This window comes from Pseudomonas sp. JV449 (genome assembly GCF_032424295.1).
Lineage (GTDB): Bacteria > Pseudomonadota > Gammaproteobacteria > Pseudomonadales > Pseudomonadaceae > Aquipseudomonas > Aquipseudomonas marginalis.
Genome location: NZ_VYKD01000016.1, coordinates 102130 through 120754, shown reverse-complemented (window position 1 = coordinate 120754; position 18625 = coordinate 102130). Strand labels below are relative to the sequence as shown.

Annotated in this window: 17 protein-coding genes; 12 read left to right on the top strand and 5 right to left on the bottom strand. The window is 59.2% G+C overall.

Annotated elements, in window-relative coordinates:
• Positions 1-23 precede the first annotated feature (23 nt).
• The 5 genes from F6S08_RS16200 (at position 24) to F6S08_RS16180 (ending at position 4630) form a co-directional block, all read left to right on the top strand.
• Positions 24-905 (top strand): amidohydrolase family protein, encoded by an 882-nt coding sequence (locus F6S08_RS16200; RefSeq protein WP_315871897.1) that lies wholly within the window; start codon positions 24-26, stop codon positions 903-905.
• Positions 905-1225, top strand: a complete 321-nt coding sequence (gene rhaM, locus F6S08_RS16195; RefSeq protein ID WP_175539084.1) for an L-rhamnose mutarotase — start codon at positions 905-907, stop codon at positions 1223-1225. Before F6S08_RS16200 ends, rhaM begins: the two co-directional genes overlap by 1 nt.
• Before the next feature lie 40 nt (positions 1226-1265).
• The gene (rhaT, locus tag F6S08_RS16190) at positions 1266-2324 is read left to right on the top strand and encodes an L-rhamnose/proton symporter RhaT (RefSeq protein WP_090404933.1); all 1059 of its coding nucleotides are present in this window, start codon (positions 1266-1268) and stop codon (positions 2322-2324) included.
• A gap of 28 nt (positions 2325-2352) precedes the next feature.
• Positions 2353-3123 carry an SDR family NAD(P)-dependent oxidoreductase gene (locus F6S08_RS16185; RefSeq protein ID WP_315871896.1) on the top strand — a complete coding sequence of 257 codons (771 nt, stop codon included), beginning with the start codon at positions 2353-2355 and terminating at the stop codon, positions 3121-3123.
• 184 nt (positions 3124-3307) lie between these two features.
• Positions 3308-4630 (top strand): carbohydrate porin, encoded by a 1323-nt coding sequence (locus F6S08_RS16180; RefSeq protein ID WP_315871895.1) that lies wholly within the window; start codon positions 3308-3310, stop codon positions 4628-4630.
• Here F6S08_RS16180 and F6S08_RS16175 read toward each other — a convergent pair.
• Positions 4627-5241 (bottom strand): LpxA family transferase, encoded by a 615-nt coding sequence (locus F6S08_RS16175; RefSeq protein WP_315871894.1) that lies wholly within the window; start codon positions 5239-5241, stop codon positions 4627-4629. The two genes, F6S08_RS16180 and F6S08_RS16175, sit on opposite strands and share 4 nt — an antisense overlap.
• A 90-nt stretch (positions 5242-5331) precedes the next feature.
• Complete coding sequence (locus F6S08_RS16170; RefSeq protein WP_315871893.1) at positions 5332-6777, bottom strand: mechanosensitive ion channel domain-containing protein; 1446 nt, start codon at positions 6775-6777, stop codon at positions 5332-5334.
• A gap of 337 nt (positions 6778-7114) precedes the next feature.
• Between F6S08_RS16170 and proC the strand changes: the two genes are divergently transcribed.
• From proC to solA, 4 genes are all read left to right on the top strand, one after another.
• Positions 7115-7921 carry a pyrroline-5-carboxylate reductase gene (proC, locus tag F6S08_RS16165; protein WP_315871892.1) on the top strand — a complete coding sequence of 269 codons (807 nt, stop codon included), beginning with the start codon at positions 7115-7117 and terminating at the stop codon, positions 7919-7921.
• A 2-nt stretch (positions 7922-7923) separates the two neighbouring features.
• Entirely contained in the window at positions 7924-8781 is an 858-nt protein-coding gene (locus F6S08_RS16160) for a methyltransferase (protein ID WP_315871891.1), read from the top strand.
• Positions 8782-8787: 6 nt separating this feature from the next.
• Positions 8788-9612, top strand: a complete 825-nt coding sequence (locus tag F6S08_RS16155) for a hypothetical protein (RefSeq protein WP_315871890.1) — start codon at positions 8788-8790, stop codon at positions 9610-9612.
• A gap of 84 nt (positions 9613-9696) precedes the next feature.
• On the top strand, positions 9697-10848 hold the full coding sequence (gene solA / locus F6S08_RS16150; protein ID WP_315871889.1) for an N-methyl-L-tryptophan oxidase: 1152 nt from the start codon (positions 9697-9699) through the stop codon (positions 10846-10848).
• 218 nt (positions 10849-11066) lie between these two features.
• Here the strand turns inward: solA and F6S08_RS16145 are convergent, their stop codons facing one another.
• Positions 11067-11933 (bottom strand): pirin family protein, encoded by an 867-nt coding sequence (locus F6S08_RS16145; RefSeq protein WP_315871888.1) that lies wholly within the window; start codon positions 11931-11933, stop codon positions 11067-11069.
• A 179-nt stretch (positions 11934-12112) separates the two neighbouring features.
• On the opposite strand from F6S08_RS16145, the gene F6S08_RS16140 reads away from it, so the two are divergent.
• Positions 12113-12856, top strand: a complete 744-nt coding sequence (locus tag F6S08_RS16140; protein ID WP_074846535.1) for a response regulator — start codon at positions 12113-12115, stop codon at positions 12854-12856.
• 20 nt (positions 12857-12876) lie between these two features.
• Positions 12877-14196 carry an ATP-binding protein gene (locus F6S08_RS16135; RefSeq protein ID WP_315871917.1) on the top strand — a complete coding sequence of 440 codons (1320 nt, stop codon included), beginning with the start codon at positions 12877-12879 and terminating at the stop codon, positions 14194-14196.
• On the opposite strand, the gene F6S08_RS16130 is transcribed toward F6S08_RS16135, so the two are convergent.
• Positions 14193-16133, bottom strand: coding sequence for a TonB-dependent receptor domain-containing protein (locus F6S08_RS16130; protein WP_065927779.1), 1941 nt, complete (start codon positions 16131-16133; stop codon positions 14193-14195). The genes F6S08_RS16135 and F6S08_RS16130 overlap by 4 nt on opposite strands.
• Positions 16134-16211: 78 nt before the next feature.
• Complete coding sequence (locus F6S08_RS16125; RefSeq protein ID WP_315871887.1) at positions 16212-17417, bottom strand: multidrug effflux MFS transporter; 1206 nt, start codon at positions 17415-17417, stop codon at positions 16212-16214.
• Between the two features lie 100 nt (positions 17418-17517).
• Between F6S08_RS16125 and F6S08_RS16120 the strand changes: the two genes are divergently transcribed.
• Positions 17518-18624, top strand: a complete 1107-nt coding sequence (locus tag F6S08_RS16120) for an efflux RND transporter periplasmic adaptor subunit (RefSeq protein WP_315871886.1) — start codon at positions 17518-17520, stop codon at positions 18622-18624.
• The last annotated feature ends 1 nt before the right edge of the window (position 18625 follow it).

The window sequence follows — 18625 nt, the reverse complement described above, 5'->3', positions numbered from 1 at the left end:
CAAAATCCCACAAGGATTGCGCGATGCCCCTGACGCCTTATAGCGGCCCCATCATCGACAGCCACCTGCACCTGTTCGACCCACGTCGCCCTCAGGGCATCCCGTGGCCCGAGCCGGGCAATCGGCTGTACGCCGCCCATTTACCTGCCGACTACTGGGCCCTGGCCGGCCCACACAATGTGATCGGCGCAATTGCCGTGGAAGCCAGCCCGTGGCGCGACGACAACCGCTGGCTGCTGCACACCCTACGCCGCGAGCCGCGCATGCTCGGTTTTGTCGGCAACCTGGACCCGCTGCACGCCGACTTCGCCACCGACCTCGAGGCCGTGGCGGATGAGCCGCTGTTCCTCGGCCTGCGCTACGGCAACCTGTGGGACCGCGACCTGCTGCACGACCAGACCCGCCCGGGGTTTATCGACGGCCTGCGCCAACTCGCCGCCACCGGCCGCAGCCTGGACAGCGCCAACCCGAACCCGCGCCTGCTCAAGGGCCTGCTGCAGCTGAGCGAGGCATTGCCGCAGCTGCGCATCATCGTCGACCACCTGCCCAACGCCCAGGTACCCCTGGGTGAGGAGGCGGCGTACCACGCCGACCTGCTGCGCTTGGCCGAGCGCCCGAATGTGTTCGCCAAGCTGGCGGAAATTCCCCAGGTCGGGGCGCTGGGCTTGATCACCGACACTGCGTTCTACCACGACCGCCTGGCCGTGCTGTGGGAGGCCTTTGGCGAAGAGCGCTGCTTCTTCGGCAGCGACTGGCCCAACAGCGATCACCTGGCGGATTTCGCCACCACCCTGGGGCTCGTCAAACGCTGCATGGCCGACAAACCTGAAACCGTGCAGGCCAAGTTTTTCCTGCATAACGCCGTGCGTATCTACTCGCCTACGCCCCCCCATGGAGCGCTGTGATGCAGACCCGCGCTTTTCGCATGCACCTCAATCCGGGCCAGGCCGATGAATATCGTCGGCGTCACGACGAGATCTGGCCGGAACTGGCCCAAGCCCTGCTCGACGCGGGCGTGGTGGATTACCGGATTTTCCTCGATGAGCCGGCCAATGCGCTGTTCGCCGTGCTCACCCACGAAGACGCCCACGGCCTGGATGAACTGCCCCGCACCGCACTGATGCAACGCTGGTGGCGCCATATGCAGGACATCATGCCCAGCCATGGAGACGGCTCGCCGGTCAGTGTCGACCTGCTGCCGATGTTCCAGCTGAGCCGCCCTTGAATTAACCGACCCACAACAACAATAAAAAGGATTCGACCACGTGGAAATCATTCTCCTCGGTGTGATTCTGCACTTTATCGGCGGCTTCGCTTCCGGCAGTTTCTACATCCCCTACAAGAAGGTGCGCGGCTGGGCCTGGGAAAGCTACTGGATCACCGGCGGCCTGGTGTCCTGGCTGATCGTGCCGCTGATCGCCGCCCAACTGACGGTGCCAGGCTGGGTGGAAATCCTGCGCAATGCCGACACCGGCACCCTGCTCTGGACCTACCTGTTCGGTGTGTTGTGGGGCATCGGCGGCCTGACCTTCGGCCTGACCATGCGTTACCTGGGCCTGTCCTTGGGCATGTCGCTGATCATGGGCCTCACCTCGGCCCTCGGCGCCTTGATGCCGGCGCTGTACCGCGACCTGTTCACCCAGGACACCGAAGGTACCCTGACCTCGATGCTGGCCTCACAAGGCGGGCATTGGGTGCTCTGGGGCGTGGCGGTATCGCTGATCGGCATCGCGGTGTGCGGCAAGGCCGGGCTGATCAAGGAACGGGAAGTGTCCGCAGCGGTGAAGTTCGCCAGCGTCAGCGAATTCGCCCTGGGCAAGGGCATGCTGGTGGCGGTGATTTCCGGCGTGCTGAGTGCCTGTTTCAGCTACGGCATTTCCGCCGGTCGCCCACTGGCGGCGGCAGCGGTGGAACATGGCGCCAACAGCCTGTTCCAGAACAACGTGACCTTCATGGTGATCATGTGGGGCGGCCTGACCACCAACGGCATCTGGTGCCTGTGGCTGAACTGGCGCAACCGCACCTTCCATAACTACACCGACCGCAGCACCCCGCTGCTGGGCAACTACCTGTTGGTGGCCATTGCCGGCACGCTGTGGTTCCTGCAGTTCTTTTTCTACGGCATGGGCGAAAGCCGCCTGCAGAACGACGCCAGTTCCTGGGTGCTGCACATGTCATTCATCATCATCGTGTCCAACTGCTGGGGCCTGTATTTCCGCGAATGGCACGGCACCAGCGCGGCCAACAAGGGCGTGCTGGTGGCGGGCATTGCGGTGATCCTCGGCGCTATCGCCATGGTCGGCTACGGCAATTACCTCGGCTGACGCCGCTTGATTTTCTAGGAGTATTTTTATGTTGCTTGCAGACAAAACCGTGATCATCACCGGCGCCTCCCGTGGCATCGGCCGCGCCGCCGCCCGTGAGTGTGCCCGCCAGGGTGCCCGCGTGGTGATCGGCCACAGCGGCAGCGGCCAAGGCACCGAGGCTGCGCATTCATTGATCGAAGAGATCAAGGCCTTTGGCGGCCACGCCATCGAAGTGGGCGGCGATGCGGCCAACCCGGACACCGGCGACACGCTGGTGGCCGGCGCAGTGCAGGCCTTCGGCAGCGTCGACGTGTTCGTCAACAATGCCGGCATCTGCCCCTTCCACTCGTTCCTCGACATGCCCCGCGAGGTCTACCTGAAAACCGTCAACACCAACCTCAACGGCGCCTACTTCGCCGTGCAGGCGGCGGCCAACCAGATGAAAAACCAGGGCCGTGGCGGCGCGATCATCGCCGTCAGTTCCATAAGTGCGCTGGTGGGCGGCGGCATGCAAACCCACTACACGCCGACCAAGGCCGGCCTGCATTCGTTGATGCAATCCTGCGCGATTGCCTTGGGCCCGTATGGGATCCGCTGCAACTCGGTGCTGCCGGGCACCATCGCCACCGACATCAACAAGGAAGACCTGGCCGACGAAGAAAAACTCGCCTACATGACCTCGCGCACGCCCCTGGGCCGCCTGGGCGAGCCGGACGATGTGGCCGGGCCGATCGTGTTCCTCGCCTCGGACATGGCGCGCTATGTGACCGGTGCGTCGTTGCTCGTCGATGGCGGCCTCTACGTAAACCTGCAGTAACCCCGCGCCCTAACAAACACCACACTTCCACTGTGGGAGGGGGCTTACCCCGATAGCGCAGTGTCAGTCGGTACATTAGTGACTGATACACCGCCATCGGGGCAAGCCCTCTCCCACAAGGGATCTCTGTGTGCCTGAAGTTTGTGTTGTACCTAATAAAAACAACAATTCCAGGAGTACTTCCATGCGCACCACCCTCCCCCTGGCCCTGCTCTGCAGCGCCATGTCCACCTGTGCCTTCAGTGCGGGCCTGCTCGACCCCAACTCCCCGGCCATGCTCGGCGATTGGAACGGCCTGCGCCCGCAACTGGCCGAACAAGGCTACGACTTCACCCTCAAGTATGTCGGCGAAGTCGGTGCCAACCTCAGCGGCGGCTACAACTCGCACACCACCGCGCGCTGGAGCGACCAGTTGATCCTGGGCGTCAACATGGACCTGCAAAAACTCCTCGGTTGGCAGGATGCGACCTTTCGCATCGGCATCGGTGAGCGCCATGGCAAGGACATCACCAACGACCGCGTGCACCAGCCCAACGCCACCGGCCTGACCTCCACCATGGAAGTCTTCGGCGGCGGCAATGCCTGGCGGCTCTCGCAGTTCTGGTACGAGCAGAAGTTCTTCGAGCGCAAGTTTGCCCTGAAACTGGGGCGCTTCGGCCATGGCGAAGACTTCGACCAGTTCCCCTGCGAGTTCCAGAACGTCACCCTGTGCGGTTCCCAGGAGGGCAACTGGAACGGCGTGTGGAACAGCTTTCCGATCAGCCAGTGGGCGGTGCGGGCCAAGTACCAGTTCACCGATGAGTTCGCCATGCAGGTCGGCGCCTACGACAAGAACCCCGGCAACGCCGAAGCCAGCAATGGTTTCAAGCCGTTTATCAGCGGTTCCCAGGGCACCAGCTTCCCCATCGAGGCCATCTGGAAAGGCCAGCTCGCCGGGCTGAATTCCGAGTACCACGCCGGTTACTACTACGCCAACGCCGACACCAAGGACATGCTCAAGGACGCCGACGGCAACTACGCCGCCAGCTCACGAAAGCCCTACCGGATGTATTCCAGCAACAGCGGCTGGTGGCTGTCGGGCCAGCAGCAATTAACCACGGTCGACGGCAACGCCAGGCGCGGGCTCAACGTGTTCGCGAACCTGACGGTGAATGACCCGGACAAAAGCGTGATCAAGCACCTGATCCAGGTCGGCCTGATCTACCGTGGCCCCTTCGATTCACGCCCGGACGACACCTTCGGCCTCGGCGCATCGAAGTTGCAGGTCAGCGACCGCTATACCCGCAATACGCAGATGCTCAACGGCGCCAATGGCGTGACCGACATCGATGACCCGCTGTACGTGCCCGAGCAGCGCCGCGAGTACAGCTACGAGATCAACTATGGCGTGCAGGCGACGAAATGGCTGATGGTGCGGCCTAACCTGCAATACGTGAAATACCCCGGCGGGCTTACGCAAACCACGGGCGCAGTGGTCGGCGGCGTGCAATTTATCGCCGACTTCTAGCCGTTCTCTGCATCAAACACCTGTCCGCGTCCCACGACGCTGGCAGGTGCCAGAACCGCCCCCGGCGCCAATACCGCATTAGCGCCAACCCGGCATTGATCCCCCAGCAACGCGCCAAACTTGTCGCAGCCGCTGCGCTGCAATACCCCGTCAACCCGTACCAGCACTTCCTTGTCGTCCCGCTCGTTGCGGTAGTTGGCGACGATACTTCCCGCTTCGAGGTTGACCCCATGGCCCAGCACTGAATCACCGACAAAGTTGAAGTGGGCCAGCTTGCTGCCACTGAACATGAAGGTGGTTTTCAGTTCGGCGCCGGGGCCGATGATGCAGTACTCATCCACCCAGCAACCACCGCGCAGCAGCGAGCCGCTGGCGATAAAGCAATGGGCGCCGATGATCAGGGGCGGCTTGAGCAAGGCACCGGGTTCGACGATGGCGGTACGGTGGATGGCGACTTCGTCCTTCACGCTGTACTCGTCGACCGGCAGTTCGGCGAGCATCTGGCGAACAACGGCCGGCGCCTGGGCGACCAGGGCCCAGGGCGCCAGGCCGGCCCACGGGGCCAGGGGGGATTGAGCAAGGTTGGCGATGTAGTCGGTGAGTCGAATCAAGGTCGAGCCCTCACGTGGTCAGAGACAGTCAAGAAAACCCACATTGGCGATCATTCGACCTCGAGTACAGCACTTCCAGGCCCTCGCCTCTCATAGACCGCGCTTGCGCAGCCACTGCAAAAAGCCCTTCTTCACCGGCACCACCGGCGCGTCCTGGGTCAGGACCTGGGCGGCATGCAGGCGGAATTCCAAGAGTGCCTTCATCGCCTCGCTAATGTCGCGGCGCGCGTCCAGGCACGGTTTCAGGTATTCGTTCTCGATGCGGTACAGCGTGCAGAACGTCTTGGCGGAAAAGTCCGCCAGCACGGCCTGGTCGGACAGGATCCCGGCCTCGCCAATCACTTCTCCCGGCCCCATGCGCCCGGCTTCGAATACATGGCCGCCCTTGGTCAACATCACCGAGACCACGCCGGACTCGACGATAAACAAATGATCACTGACCTCCCCCGCCGGCAGGATCATCTCGCCGGCGCGGTAGGTGTGCAGGGTCATGTTCTGGCTGAAGGTGTCTTTCTCTTCCTGGCGCAGGGTGGAGAAAATCGATGAACGCTCCAGCAACGCCCGCGCGGCGGACATGGCCGGCGGCGCGCTGCTTTCGGTGGCGGACAGCACAGCCACGCCCGCCGCTTGCAGGTGCCGGAACGCCAGGTCATAGAGCTGGTTGCGCACCTCGCGCTTGAGGGCCATGGCTGGCACGAAGCCGCTGATTTCATACTCCACGCCGCCACTGGCAGAGGTCTTGAACGCCACGCTCGGCGCCGGCTTGGCCAACAGTGGCCGACACCCCTGCATCGCACGCTCCAGCGCCTCGATCACGGTTTGCGGGCGCGCATGGGGGCTGACCTGCAGGCTGACCGCCAGGCCGAACATATCCGCCGGGCGTGAGAAGTTGATGATCTTGGCCTTGGCCGCCAGGGAGTTGGGAATCACCGCCAGGCTGCCCTGGGAGGTTTGCAGGCGCGTGGCACGCCAGTCGATGTCGGTGACCCGCCCTTCGGTACCGTCGATGGAGATCCAGTCGTCGATCTGATAAGGCTTGGTGGTGTTGAGCACGATCCCGGAAAACACATCGCTCAGGGTACTTTGCAACGCCAGGCCGACGATGATCGCCACCGCACCGGAGGTGGCCAGCACTCCCTTGACCGGCAGGTCGAGCACGTAGGCCATGGCGGCGATGATCGCGATGAGGAAAATCACCGCGCCCATCAGGTCCTGCAACAATCGCCCGGTGTGACCCACCCGCTGCATCATCACCGCGCCCAGCAACACCGTCAGCGTGCGCGCCGCAAACAGCCACCAGCCGATCTGCAAGGCCGTGGCGGCCAGGTGCAAGGCGGTACTGTCGGCATAGGGCGCAAGTTGCATGGGGTTCATGCCGTCGTTGAACAACACGGCACTGAACACGGCAAAAATCGCCAACCGCGCAGCCAGCTTCCAATTGGCCAGGTCGGCAGAGATCAGGCGCCACACGGCGATGTCGATAAAGATCAGCGCCACGGCGCAGAACATCGGGTGATCAGCGATAAATGAGGGCATCCAGGCGACTCCAGGGCGAATGACGGGAAGATCGCATGAAATAGAGGTTGCGGGTATAGCGCAGAAAAAATATTCGGGCAATGGCACAGTGATTCGAAAACCACACAGACAGGAGAGCTTTAACTGAGGGGTATAAGCATATACAACTTCCTTCAGATAATTCTGAAGAAGCGTCTAAACACATTACAAGCATCACGAACAATTCAAACCACTCAATCTAAACACGCTCATGACCCAACACCACAAGAAATGTACTACATGTCTTTGGGACGTGATTGCTTTGAAAATAACCACATTTAGTACGAGGCTGTAAGCGAAAGCCAATAGGAAATTAATTATGACCATCGCAAAAGACATTTCAATTATTGGGGCGGGCCATATGGGGTATGCAATCGCTACTGGTTTAATACAATCATCTCCAAACATATCGATAGCAGCTATTGACCTTGATCATGTCCACGACAAAGAAATGGAAGATGCGGGCATCCATGTAATAAACAGCTTACCAGAGCATTCAGCTTCGAAAATCATGATTCTGGCCATCCCACCCCAAGCATTTATAAAATTCGCAAAAATCAATTCGCAGATTAAGCATCATGCCGGAATAACAGTTTCAGTCATGGCAGGAATCAATCTATCTGATCTCGTAGGCCATCTAAAAACCTCCCAAGTCTGCCGAGCCATTCCAAATCTTCCTTGCGCCGTCAACGAAGGCATGAGTGTATTAATGTACGCACCTCGAACCACGCAGAAAAACAAGCGAGTCGTTAACGAACTATTCTCGAAACTCGGTAGTTTTCTCATCGTGGAAGAGGAAAAGCTCATAGACGATGCAACAGCGTTGGTAGGCGGAGGTCCCGCCTACGTTGCTTACTTTGCACAAGCTCTTATTGAGTACGCTTTGATGGCAGGTTTCGACAAACCTGACGCTTATTCCATGGTTGCGCAAACTCTGCGAGGATCCTCAGCGCTTCTGGAGTCGTATAAAGAGTCGCCAGCAAAAATTTGTGAAAACGTCATGACGCCAAATGGAACAACAGAAAAAGCAATAAGCTTTTTCAAGGAGAAAAAGGTACAAGCAATCATTATGGACGGGCTGAAATACGCCTGTGCACGCTCAAGAGAACTTGGACGGAGACCTTAGGTATGCTGGGATTAATTGATCATGGCTCGGCAGGTAATTTTCACGTTGAAAATAACTGTAAGAAATGTCTTGATGAGCCCTATAAAACTTATTTTGGCTTAGGGCAAAGCGTGAGCCTGACTCAGGCTCCTGACGTATTTAAAGTGAGCCGTGCAGGCATAAAACTAGGAAATCACCTAGTACAATCATTAAATCCAAAAAATCTCAATAGCAGCTTTTTGGATATTGGCACAGGAAGTGGAGTCCTTGCGCTATTGATGCGCAAGCTCGGTGGCAATGATATTACAGCTACAGATATCTGCGAAAAATCCATTGCACAGGCAAAAATCAACGAACATCTCAACTTCAAACAACCGACCATTTCCTTTTTTGTGAGTGATTTATTTGATGGTCTTTCGGAACAACGATTCCAAACTATCGTTTTTAATCCTCCTGGTTGGCGAACACCCTCTCGATCACTGATTCAGCGACTGGAAACCCTAGGTCGGACAGGCCAGTTGCCCATACGTAGTATGTTCTACGGTGATGAGGTTATAAGCCGCTTTCTTGATGAGTTACCAAAATATCTTAACCCCACAGGGGTAGCAATTGTCGGGTTAAACTCGCTGGTAGGAATACGCGACATTTTGGAAAGGTACAACCAAAAATATAGCAACACCCCTCCATTAACCTATAAGTTAATTGAGCGACATACGCTCCCACTTATTCATTATTCAACGCACTGGAAAGCACTAGAGGAACACTTAAAATTAGAGTTTAAAAAGTGGGAGGCTTTGGATTTAGCCACATACTCCACCGGTAAAAATGGCGATATTTACTGGTCATATGAAATTATCGAATTTTCTCATCACCAGAAATAACCGATCATGAACGCATATAAAACATCTAGATCAACGCACGCGCTTTCCATATTTTTATGTGGACTGGCAAACTTTCTTCTGGGGATCTCATCCCTTTACTGGAGAGGACTCAGCGATATTTCACCCACAACATTGATCGCCTATCGAATCACACTATCCGCTGCCATCCTCACTCTTTTCGTCGGTTTGTTTCGTAAAAAAAGAAACATAAAAAAACTCACTATAAAATTAGTTCTTCTACATTGCATTGCTTCGTTACTCATCGCAGTAAATTGGGGAGCTTTCATCTGGGCCTCCATTCACGGGCTTTTTTTAGAAAGTGGCCTTGGCTATCTGTTAGCTCCTTTCTTTTCTATTGCCTTAGGGATAACACTTTACCACGAATCAATCACTTTTAAAAAAGCCCTCTCCGCACTAATCGCATTCAGCCTTATAATCGCGCTAATCATATTCTCCAACAACCTAAACCATTTGACTTACATTATAATTTCCACAACATGGGGGCTTTACACCTACATCAAAAAACTCACCCCCTTAGACATGGTAAGCGGACTGCTTGTAGAAACCATATTCTTAACTGCATGCCTAACAATAGCTACTCTAGCATTCAGCCTTCCAGTTATGTATCCCAGCGAGTTTTTCACCCACTCAAACAAGCTAATCTGGCTCGCGGGCGGAGTATCCATAGTTCCTTTATTAATGCTATCTTACTCAACAGGAAAAATACCGCTATCCCTAACTGGCCTCCTACAATTCATACTGCCCGCCACGCTTATTTTAGTTTCAATACTCACACACACTCAAAAAACATCAGACGCACCACTAGAATAACCATTTATAACAATGAGCGATTTTAATCGCCCTCATAACTTACAAAACAACAAGCACCCAAAATTCTAAAAACAGGCCTCACAAATGAACAGAAGCTATGATGTTATCGTTATCGGCCTTGGAATTATGGGGGCCGCTGCTTTGTGGAGAGTCGCATCAAAATGTACCAGATCATTAGGAATCGACGCATCCGGCCCCAACCATTGCCACGGGTCCTCCCATGGAGCGTCGAGAATATTTCGCCGGGCGTACTGGGAGGGCGAAAAATATCTTCAACTACTTAATCACGCTGATTTGCTGTGGAAAGAACTGGAGCACGTGACTCAAAGACACCTGCTTTTTCGCACGGGAGGAGTTTTCATCGGAGATAAATCCAGCCGTATAGTGTCCGGAAGCATTGAAACCGCGAAAAAGGGAAAAATTGAGCATGAGGTATGGATCGCTTCAGATGCTAGAAAGCATTTGCCAGCATTCAACATACAGGATGAGATGGTAGTTGTTTACGAGCCTGGTGCATATGCAATTTCGGCCAGCGAGGCGAGACTGGCAATGCTGAACGATGCCGTTCTACATGGCGCTTTCACTGAATTCGGCAACAATGTCGTAAAACTCGAAAAAGATGGCACTGGCGTGCGTGTAACGACCAAAAGTGGATGTATTTATTTTGCTGGCTCGGTAATAGTCACAACAGGACCGTGGATCACTACCAACCTTATGCCGGAGCTCACTAGGTTCCTAGAGCCACGTCGAGTACCAATTTATTGGTTCAAACCAAAAGCAGGCTGCGAAACTCCGTTTTCTCAAGAACAATTTCCCATTTTTCTTTACGAGAGGCAGGATGGCGGACTTCTCTACGGAGTTCCCTCAATAATTAGTAATGAACCCGGCGTAAAAATCGGCTTTCACAATAGGCAGCAAAGTCCCTCGCTCCCCGACTGGGAAAATGTTCCCGTACAACATAGATATATAACGGAAATCCCCCCAATCATAGAGTCCATATTCCCTAAACTTGAAGGCATCCCGACACAAGCAAAAAACTGTTTCTATACAATGAGTCGCGATGAATCTTTTTTGATAGGAAAATCTAAAGCACTTGAGTCAACCTATTTCGCTTCTGCGTGCTCAGGACACGGATTTAAATTTGCGCCGGCTATTGGGGATGCCTTGGCTAATATGGCCATTGGTCAACAAGCAAGCTTTTCGCTATCAGCTTTTTCAGTCGATCGATTTAACTGAAGTCGCCTAATCTTTAAAGATTAGGGCATCCAGGCGACTCCAGGGCGAATGACGGGAAGATCGCATGAAATGCCGTTCCAGGGTATAGCGAAAAAAAGTGGGAGGAGGCTTGCCTCCGATAGCAGAGTGTCAGGTTGAACATCTGTACCTGATCCACCGCCATCGGGGGCAAGTCGAATCGTCGCACCGCCCCTCCCACATTGGCCTTGTGGCCGACCTTAATCCTGCATCCGCCCGAAACGACCCGATTGGAAATCCGCAAACGCCTGGTGAATCTCCTGCTCGGTATTCATCACAAACGGTCCATGCCCAACGATAGGCTCGTCAATCGGTTCGCCGCTGAGCAGCAGGACCTTCGCGTCGTCGTTGGCCTCCAGGATGAGTTGGCGGCCATCGCGGTCGAACAACGCCAGTTGGCCTTGGCGTGCGACGTCTTCGCCATTGACCAGCACCGTGCCGCGCAGGATCACCAGGGCAGTGTTGCGCCCGGCGTGCAGGTCGAGGGTGACGGGCTTGCCGGCGTTGAGGCGCAGGTCCCACACATCGATCGGCGTGAAGGTGCGCGCCGGTCCCTGGGTGCCGGCGAATTCACCGGCGATCAGGCGCAGGTGGCCGGCGTCGTTGGCCAGGGGCAGCACGGGGATATCGCCGTCGACGATGGTCTGGTAGCCCGCGTCGGCCATTTTGTCCTTGGCGGGCAGGTTGACCCACAGTTGCACCATCTCCAACGCACCGCCGCTGCGGGCGAAGGCGGCGGAGTGGAACTCCTCGTGGAGGATGCCCTTGGCGGCGGTCATCCATTGCACATCGCCCGGGCCGATTTTGCCGCCGGCGCCGGTGGAATCGCGGTGTTCGACTTCGCCATCGTAGACGATGGTCACGGTTTCAAAACCGCGATGGGGGTGCTGGCCGACGCCGCGACGCTGGTCTGTCGGGTTGAAATCGGCCGGCCCGGCGTGGTCCAGGAGCAGGAATGGGCTGATGTGCTTGCCCATCGAGTCGTAGGAAAACAGCGTACGCACGGGAAAGCCGTCGCCGACCCAATGGGCGCGAGGGCTGGTGTAGATGCCGATGAGTTTTTTCATGGTAGTCCTCCAAAGTGCATACACCTTAAAACTCGCAGCAATTCGGCGCTAGACGGTAAAAATAACCTTGATCGTCCTACCGGCAGGACGATCTACGACTGCAGCCTCACAAAAACAGCGTTAATGATAATGACTCGTAGTAATATCCGCCCTCTCCCGCTCAACCCTCGAGGGCTGCAATGCCGTTTGCCCCTGCGCCTGCCGCACCGCGCGTACTGGTGGTGGATGACCACCGCAAGATTCGTGAACCCTTGGCCACGTACCTGCGACGTTACACCTTTGAGGTGCGCACCGCTGAAGACGCGGCCGGCATGTGGCAATTGCTCAAGACCCAGGCGTTCGATGTGGTGGTGCTCGACGTGCTGCTGCCGGATGGCGATGGCTTTGAGTTGTGCAACCAGTTGCATCGGCGCAGCAACACCCCGGTGATCCTGCTGACCGCCCGCGACACTGCCGCCGACCGCATACGCGGCCTGGACCTGGGTGCCGACGATTACGTCACCAAGCCGTTCGAGCCCCGGGAGCTGGTGGCGCGTATCAACAGCGTGCTGCGCCGTCAGGGCCGCGCGACCGGCCCCACCGCGCCCGGCACTGGCGCACGGGCCTATGAGTTTGCCGGCTGGCACTTCAGTGTGACCAGCGCCACCTTGCGCCGCGACGGCAGCCCGGCCATCCAGCTCAGCACTGCCGAAAGCCGGCTGTTGCAAGTGTTCCTCGCCCACCCCAACACCCTGTTGCCCCGCGAACGCTTGATCGACCTCACCGCCGCCGCCGACAGCGATGTCAGCGACCGCGCCATCGACCGGCAAGTCAGCCGCCTGCGCCGCAAGCTGGCCCAGGGCGATGCCACCCCGGAACTGTTACGCACCATCTGGGGCGGCGGCTATCTATTGGCGTCCGAGGTCAGCGAATGCACACCTTGAGCCGGCTGTGGCCGCGGACCCTGGCACGGCAGTTGAGCCTGTTGTTGCTGCTGGCACTGCTGGCGTCGAACGCCATTGCGATGTTGTTCCTGCAGCGCACCGGCAGCCTGATCCACCCGCTGTCGCGCAGTTTCAGCCTGGAACGCCTGGGGATTGCCCATCACACGGCAATCGACCTGACCTCGAGTGAAACCGCGCACCTGCTGGCCGGCATGAGCACCGACGACACGCGCTTCTGGATCGGCCCCACGCCGGAGGTGGCGCCGTTTGCGCAACGCCCGGAAGAACAGCGCCTGGCCAACGAGCTGCGCCACCAATTACAGCTGGATAACAGCGCCGCCATCGGCATGCAGTTGGAACGCATCAGCGGCGCCGACGCCCGCACCCATGTGTTCAGCCCCGCCGGCTGGGCGCCGTTGCGCCTGCGCAGCAGCGTGCCGCTGCCCAACGGTACCTACCTGAATGCCGTGCAATACCCCGCCGGCGCCTATGAATGGGGTCGCGTCCTGGCCTACAGCCTGCCGGTGACGACCCTGCCGGTGCTGCTGATCGTGATGTTTTTCATTGCCCGCGTGGTGCGCCCGATCAAGACCCTGGCCAAGGCCTCCGAGCGCGTCAGCCGCGGTGAATGGATCGCCCCGCTGCCGGAAACCGGCCCACAGGAAGCCCGCGACCTCACTGCCGCCTTCAACACCATGCAGGCCAACCTCGCACGGCATGTCGAAGGCCGCACGCGGATGCTCGCAGCGGTCAGCCATGACTTGAATACGCCGATCACCGAACTGCGCCTGCAAGTGGAATTGCTGGAGCCCGGCGCAGCCCGCGATGACATGCTCGAAAGCCTCGCGGAATTGAGTGCCATGGTGCGTGAAACCCTGAATTTCGTGCGCGATGACACGGTGCAGGAACCTACCGCTACGACTTCATTGAACGACCTGCTGGATGACCTGGCCAAGCGTTACCAACGCCTTCAGCAGCCCGTCACCTGGGCCGGCGCACCGCCCTTGCTGCTGACCTGCCGCCCGCTGGCGCTCAAACGTGCACTGACCAACCTGATTGACAACGCCCTGCGCCATGCCGGCGATGCCGACCTGAGCCTGGTTCGCGAGGACAACGGCTGGCTGCGCATCGAGGTTCTCGACCACGGCCAAGGTCTACCCGAGGCGTGGTTGAGCAAAGTCTTCGAGCCCTTCGTACAACGGGGTGTCAGTGACGGCGGCGTGGGGCTGGGCCTGGCGATTGCACGGTCGTGCATCCAGGCCCATGGCGGTGAACTGGTCTTGGAGAATCGCCCACCGGCCGGCCTGTGCGCGGTGGTGCGATTGCCCACCGCGCTCTAGAAGTTGAGCGTGGCGCCCATCCACAGGGTGCGGCCGTAGTTCACCGTGCCATAGGTTTCATCGTCCAGGCGCTTGTCGGTGAGGTTGTTCAGGGAGGCGTTGAGGGTCAACGAATCGCTCACGTCATAGGAGCCGCCCAGGTCGGCGGTGGTGTAGCCCGGCGCCGGTTCGTCGGTGGTGATGGTGTTGCCGGTTTCCTCGCCGTAGTAGCTCAGCGAAGCCCAGGCCTGGGTGCGATCGTTAATGGTCCACTCGGTACGCACATTGGCTTTTTGCTCAGGGGTGAGGGCCAGGGGCGCGCCTTTGTTGGCGCCGCTTTTCTGCTCGGAGTCAGTGTAGGTGTAGTTGGCTTTGAGCAGCACGCTGGGGTTGATGTCCCATTGGCCGTTGAGCTCAACGCCCTGGATGATCGCCTTGTCGACGTTGACCCGCTCCATGATGGTGTAGCCGTTCCAGCGCCGGTCGGTGGTGACGGTGGAAAGCTTGTCCTGGAAGTCGTTGTAGAACAGCGTCACGCCGCCGGACAGGTTGTCGCGGTTGCTCCACAGCGCCGAGACTTCATAGTTGGTGCTGGTCTCGGGCTTGAGGTCCGGGTTGCCGAACATCACGAAGCGGTTGCGGCGCAGGTAGGCGTAATCCTCGACGACCGCACGCAGCTCGGGGGCCTTAAAGCCACGTGCAACACCGCCCTTGAACGTCCACTGCTCGGTGGCGCGCCACACCCCGTAGACCCGCGGGCTGAGGTGGGCGCCGTACTCTTCGTGCTCATCCAGGCGCAGGCCGGTGGTCAGGGCGAAGCTGTCGGTCATCGACCACTCGTTTTCCGCGAACAGGGCTTTTTGCACCACCGAGAATTTATAGTCGACGCGGTCACCGAGGCCCTGGTTCCAGTCGGTGAGCTCGCTTTTATTCCATTGCACGCCCACGGTGCTGACGTTATGGGCGGTGGGCACCACCAGCTTGGCGTCAAACACGCTGTTCTTGATCTCGGGTTTGCGCCCGTAGATGTCAGTCTGCGCCGGTGTCGCCTTGCCTTCACGGCTGGAGGTTTCCTGGGACAAGGCAATGTCCGAGGTGGCCCAGCCCCAGCGGCCCTGGTGGGACAGCGACCAGTGATCGCGGTTGTTTTCCTGTTCGCGGGTGGCCCAGTTGGCGCTCATGCCGTCGCCATTCTTCAAGCGCGTGGCGCCGGCTTCCAGCAGGATGTCGTGGTCGATAGTGGGGGTGAAGGCCAGGCGCGCGGTGAGGTCGCGGTGGTCAGCCTTGCTGAAGCCATTGGTCTGCTCGATGTCGTCATCGGCCTGGCGATCCAGGTAGCGGCCCCACACCTGCAAACCGAGGAAATCTTCCTTGAGCGGACCACTGAGGTAGAACTGGGTCTGGCGTGCATTACCCTGGTCGCTGTGCTGACGCGCCGAGTAGTCATACCCGATGGAGCCGCCCCAGGTCGGTGAGACCTTGCGCGTAATCACGTTGATCACCCCGCCGATGGCATCCGAGCCGTACAGTGACGACATCGGCCCGCGCACCACTTCAATCCGCTCGATGGCCGCGGCGGGTGGCACAAAGCTCTGTTCGTAGCCACTGTTGCCGTTGACCCGCGATTCCCGCGCACTCTGGCGCTTGCCGTCGACCATGATCAGGGTGTAGTCGGCCGGCATGCCCCGGATGGAAATGTCGGTTTCATTCGCACCGCCGTTGACGGTCACGCCTTCCACATCTTTAACCGCGTCGCCGAGGTCGCGGTAGGACTTGCGACGCAGCGCCTCGCCATCGATCACGGTGACCGAGGCCGGTGCGTCTTCCGCACTTTGCGCAAAACCGGATGCAGTCACCACTACATCATTGAGTTCCAGTGCAACAGGCTCATCGGCGTGGGCATGAAGACTGGCGGCAACCAGCAGGGCCAGGGGCGAGAAACGAAAAGCAGGCAGCATGGGCGAAGACCTTCGGATTAGACTCAAAAGAGAATCGTAATCATCCAGCCCCGAATAACTTGGACAAAGTGTGACAGCTCAAGCCGCCGCGACCTCTGCGGTACGGCGCTCACGCAACAGATGGAAGGCCGCGAAAGCCGTCACGGCAAAACACGCCTGGATCACGATCATCGGTGTTGCACTGCCGTCACGCAGATGGCTCAGTAACAGGCCGCTGCAGGTCGCGCCGAACATCTGCGCAAAGCCCATCAAGCCGGCCGCCAAACCGGCACGGTGAGCGTTGGGCATGACCCCTCCGGCCACAGACCCGGGCAATACCAGGCCGCCGCCGAGGGTCGCCAGCGCAATGGGAATATCCAGGCCCAGCACCGACAGGCCAAACAGCGCATAAATCACCAGTGCGGCAATCCCGCCCATGGCTACCAGCGTCACGCCCATCGCCACAATCCGTTGCGGCCCCAGGCGCTGGATGTTGCGTCGGGTGTAGGTGGAACCGATGATCAGCATCGACACGATCAGGCCAAAATTGATGCCGTACTCCAGGCTGCTCAAGCCCAACAGATTGATATACACCGCCGAGGAACCGGCGATCACCGCGAACATGGCGCCATAGGTACACGCCAGCGCCACGGCGAACGCGCGGTACTGGCGGCCCTTGAGCAGGTCCAGGTATTGCCCGCCGAGGGTGCGCCAGTGGCCGGCCTTGGGGTCGAGGAAGTGGTTGCTCTCGCGAAAGAACAGCAGCGCCAGCAGCAGCACCCCACTGCCAATCACCAGTGCCAGCAGGATCGGCGCACGCCAGCCCAGCAGCTTGATCAGCAGGCCGCCGACCATCGGTGCGACGACGATGGCGTACAGCATGCCGATCATGGTCAGCGCCAGCGCCGGCCCCGCCTCGGCCTTCCACACGTCACGCACCACGGTACGCGCCAGTACCAGCGCAGCGCAGGCGCCGAGGCCTTGCACGACGCGAGTGGCGATAAATTGCTGGATGTCATTGACCAGCAGCATCGACAAGGTCGCCAGCACATACAGCAACAGCCCGCCGATCAGCACCGGACGGCGGCCGATGCGGTCCGACAGCGGGCCAAACAGCAGTTGCCCCAGGCCAAAGGCGGCGACAAACGCCGACAGTGCCATCAGCGCCGAACCCGGTGGCGCCAACAGGGCGTGCTCGATCAGACCCAAGCCTGGAATGATCAATTGGGTCGAGACTTCACCCAGCGCCGTCAAGGCCACCAGTAAAAACAACAAGCTTCGCGATGGGGCCGGGGCGTTCGACATGGGGATTATCCGAGGCTGGATTTATTTATATTTCGACCATAATATGCGTAAAAAATTATGTCCATAATTTTTTGCCCAATGGTAATCCCCGGAGCCCGACATGATCCCTCTCCCCTCGCGCCTTCTCATGCCCCTGGCCGTGTTGATCGTCCTCAGCGGCTGCAACAGCCAGACCGACACCGCCGCCCAAGCGCCGCAACCGCGTCCGGTACTCGCCGCCAAGGTCGAAGCCGCCGGCACTCAGCAAAGCGCCTATACCGGCGTGGTGGCTGCGCGTACGGAAAGCGACCTGGGCTTCCGGGTCAGCGGCAAGGTCATCGAACGCAAGGTCGACCCCGGCCAGCACGTTTCCCGTGGCGACACCCTGCTGGTGCTCGACATCGGCGACTTCGAGCTGGCCCTGCGTTCGGCGAAAAACCGCGTCAACGCCGCCCAGGCACAACTGCGTCAGCGCCGTGACGATGAAAACCGCTACCAGCGCCTGGCCAGTACCGGTGCCGTGTCACGACAGATCTTCGACCAGTCGGCGACTAACTTGCGCGTGGCCGAGGCCGAGTTGGCCGCGGCGCAATCCGACGCCAGTCAGATCGAGAACCGCCGCACTTATTCGGTGCTCAAGGCCGATGGCGACGGCATCATCACCGACGTGCGGGTGGACCGCGGCCAAGTGGTCGCCGAAGGGCAAATCGTCGCGCGCCTGGCCCATGACGGTGCCCGCGAAGCCATCGTCAACCTGCCGGAAAACCAGCGCGACCAGGCCGCGCAAAAAGCCCTGGCCTTCCCCTTCGGCGCCCCGGACCAGGCGGTGACGGCGACCTTGCGCGAACTGTCGGCCAGCGCCGATCCCACCACCCGCACCTACCGCGCCCGTTATGTGCTGCACGGTAACGTCGAGCGCTTCGCCCTCGGCTCGACCATCACCGTGCGCCTGCAAGGCGACGGCCAGGCACAACAAACCCGCGTACCGATCGGCGCCTTGCACGATGCAGGGCAAGGCACCGGTGTGTGGTTGATCGGCGCGGATGACAAGGTCAGCTTCGCCGCCGTCAAGGTCGCCAGCCTCGGCCAGGAAGACGCCCTGCTCAACAGCGGCGTGAACCCCGGCCAGGTCGTCGTCGCCCTCGGTGCGCACCTGTTGCACGGTGGCGACGCGGTGCGCCTGTTGCCCGCCCAGGTGCTGGCCCTCAACCGCAAACAGGACCAATGAG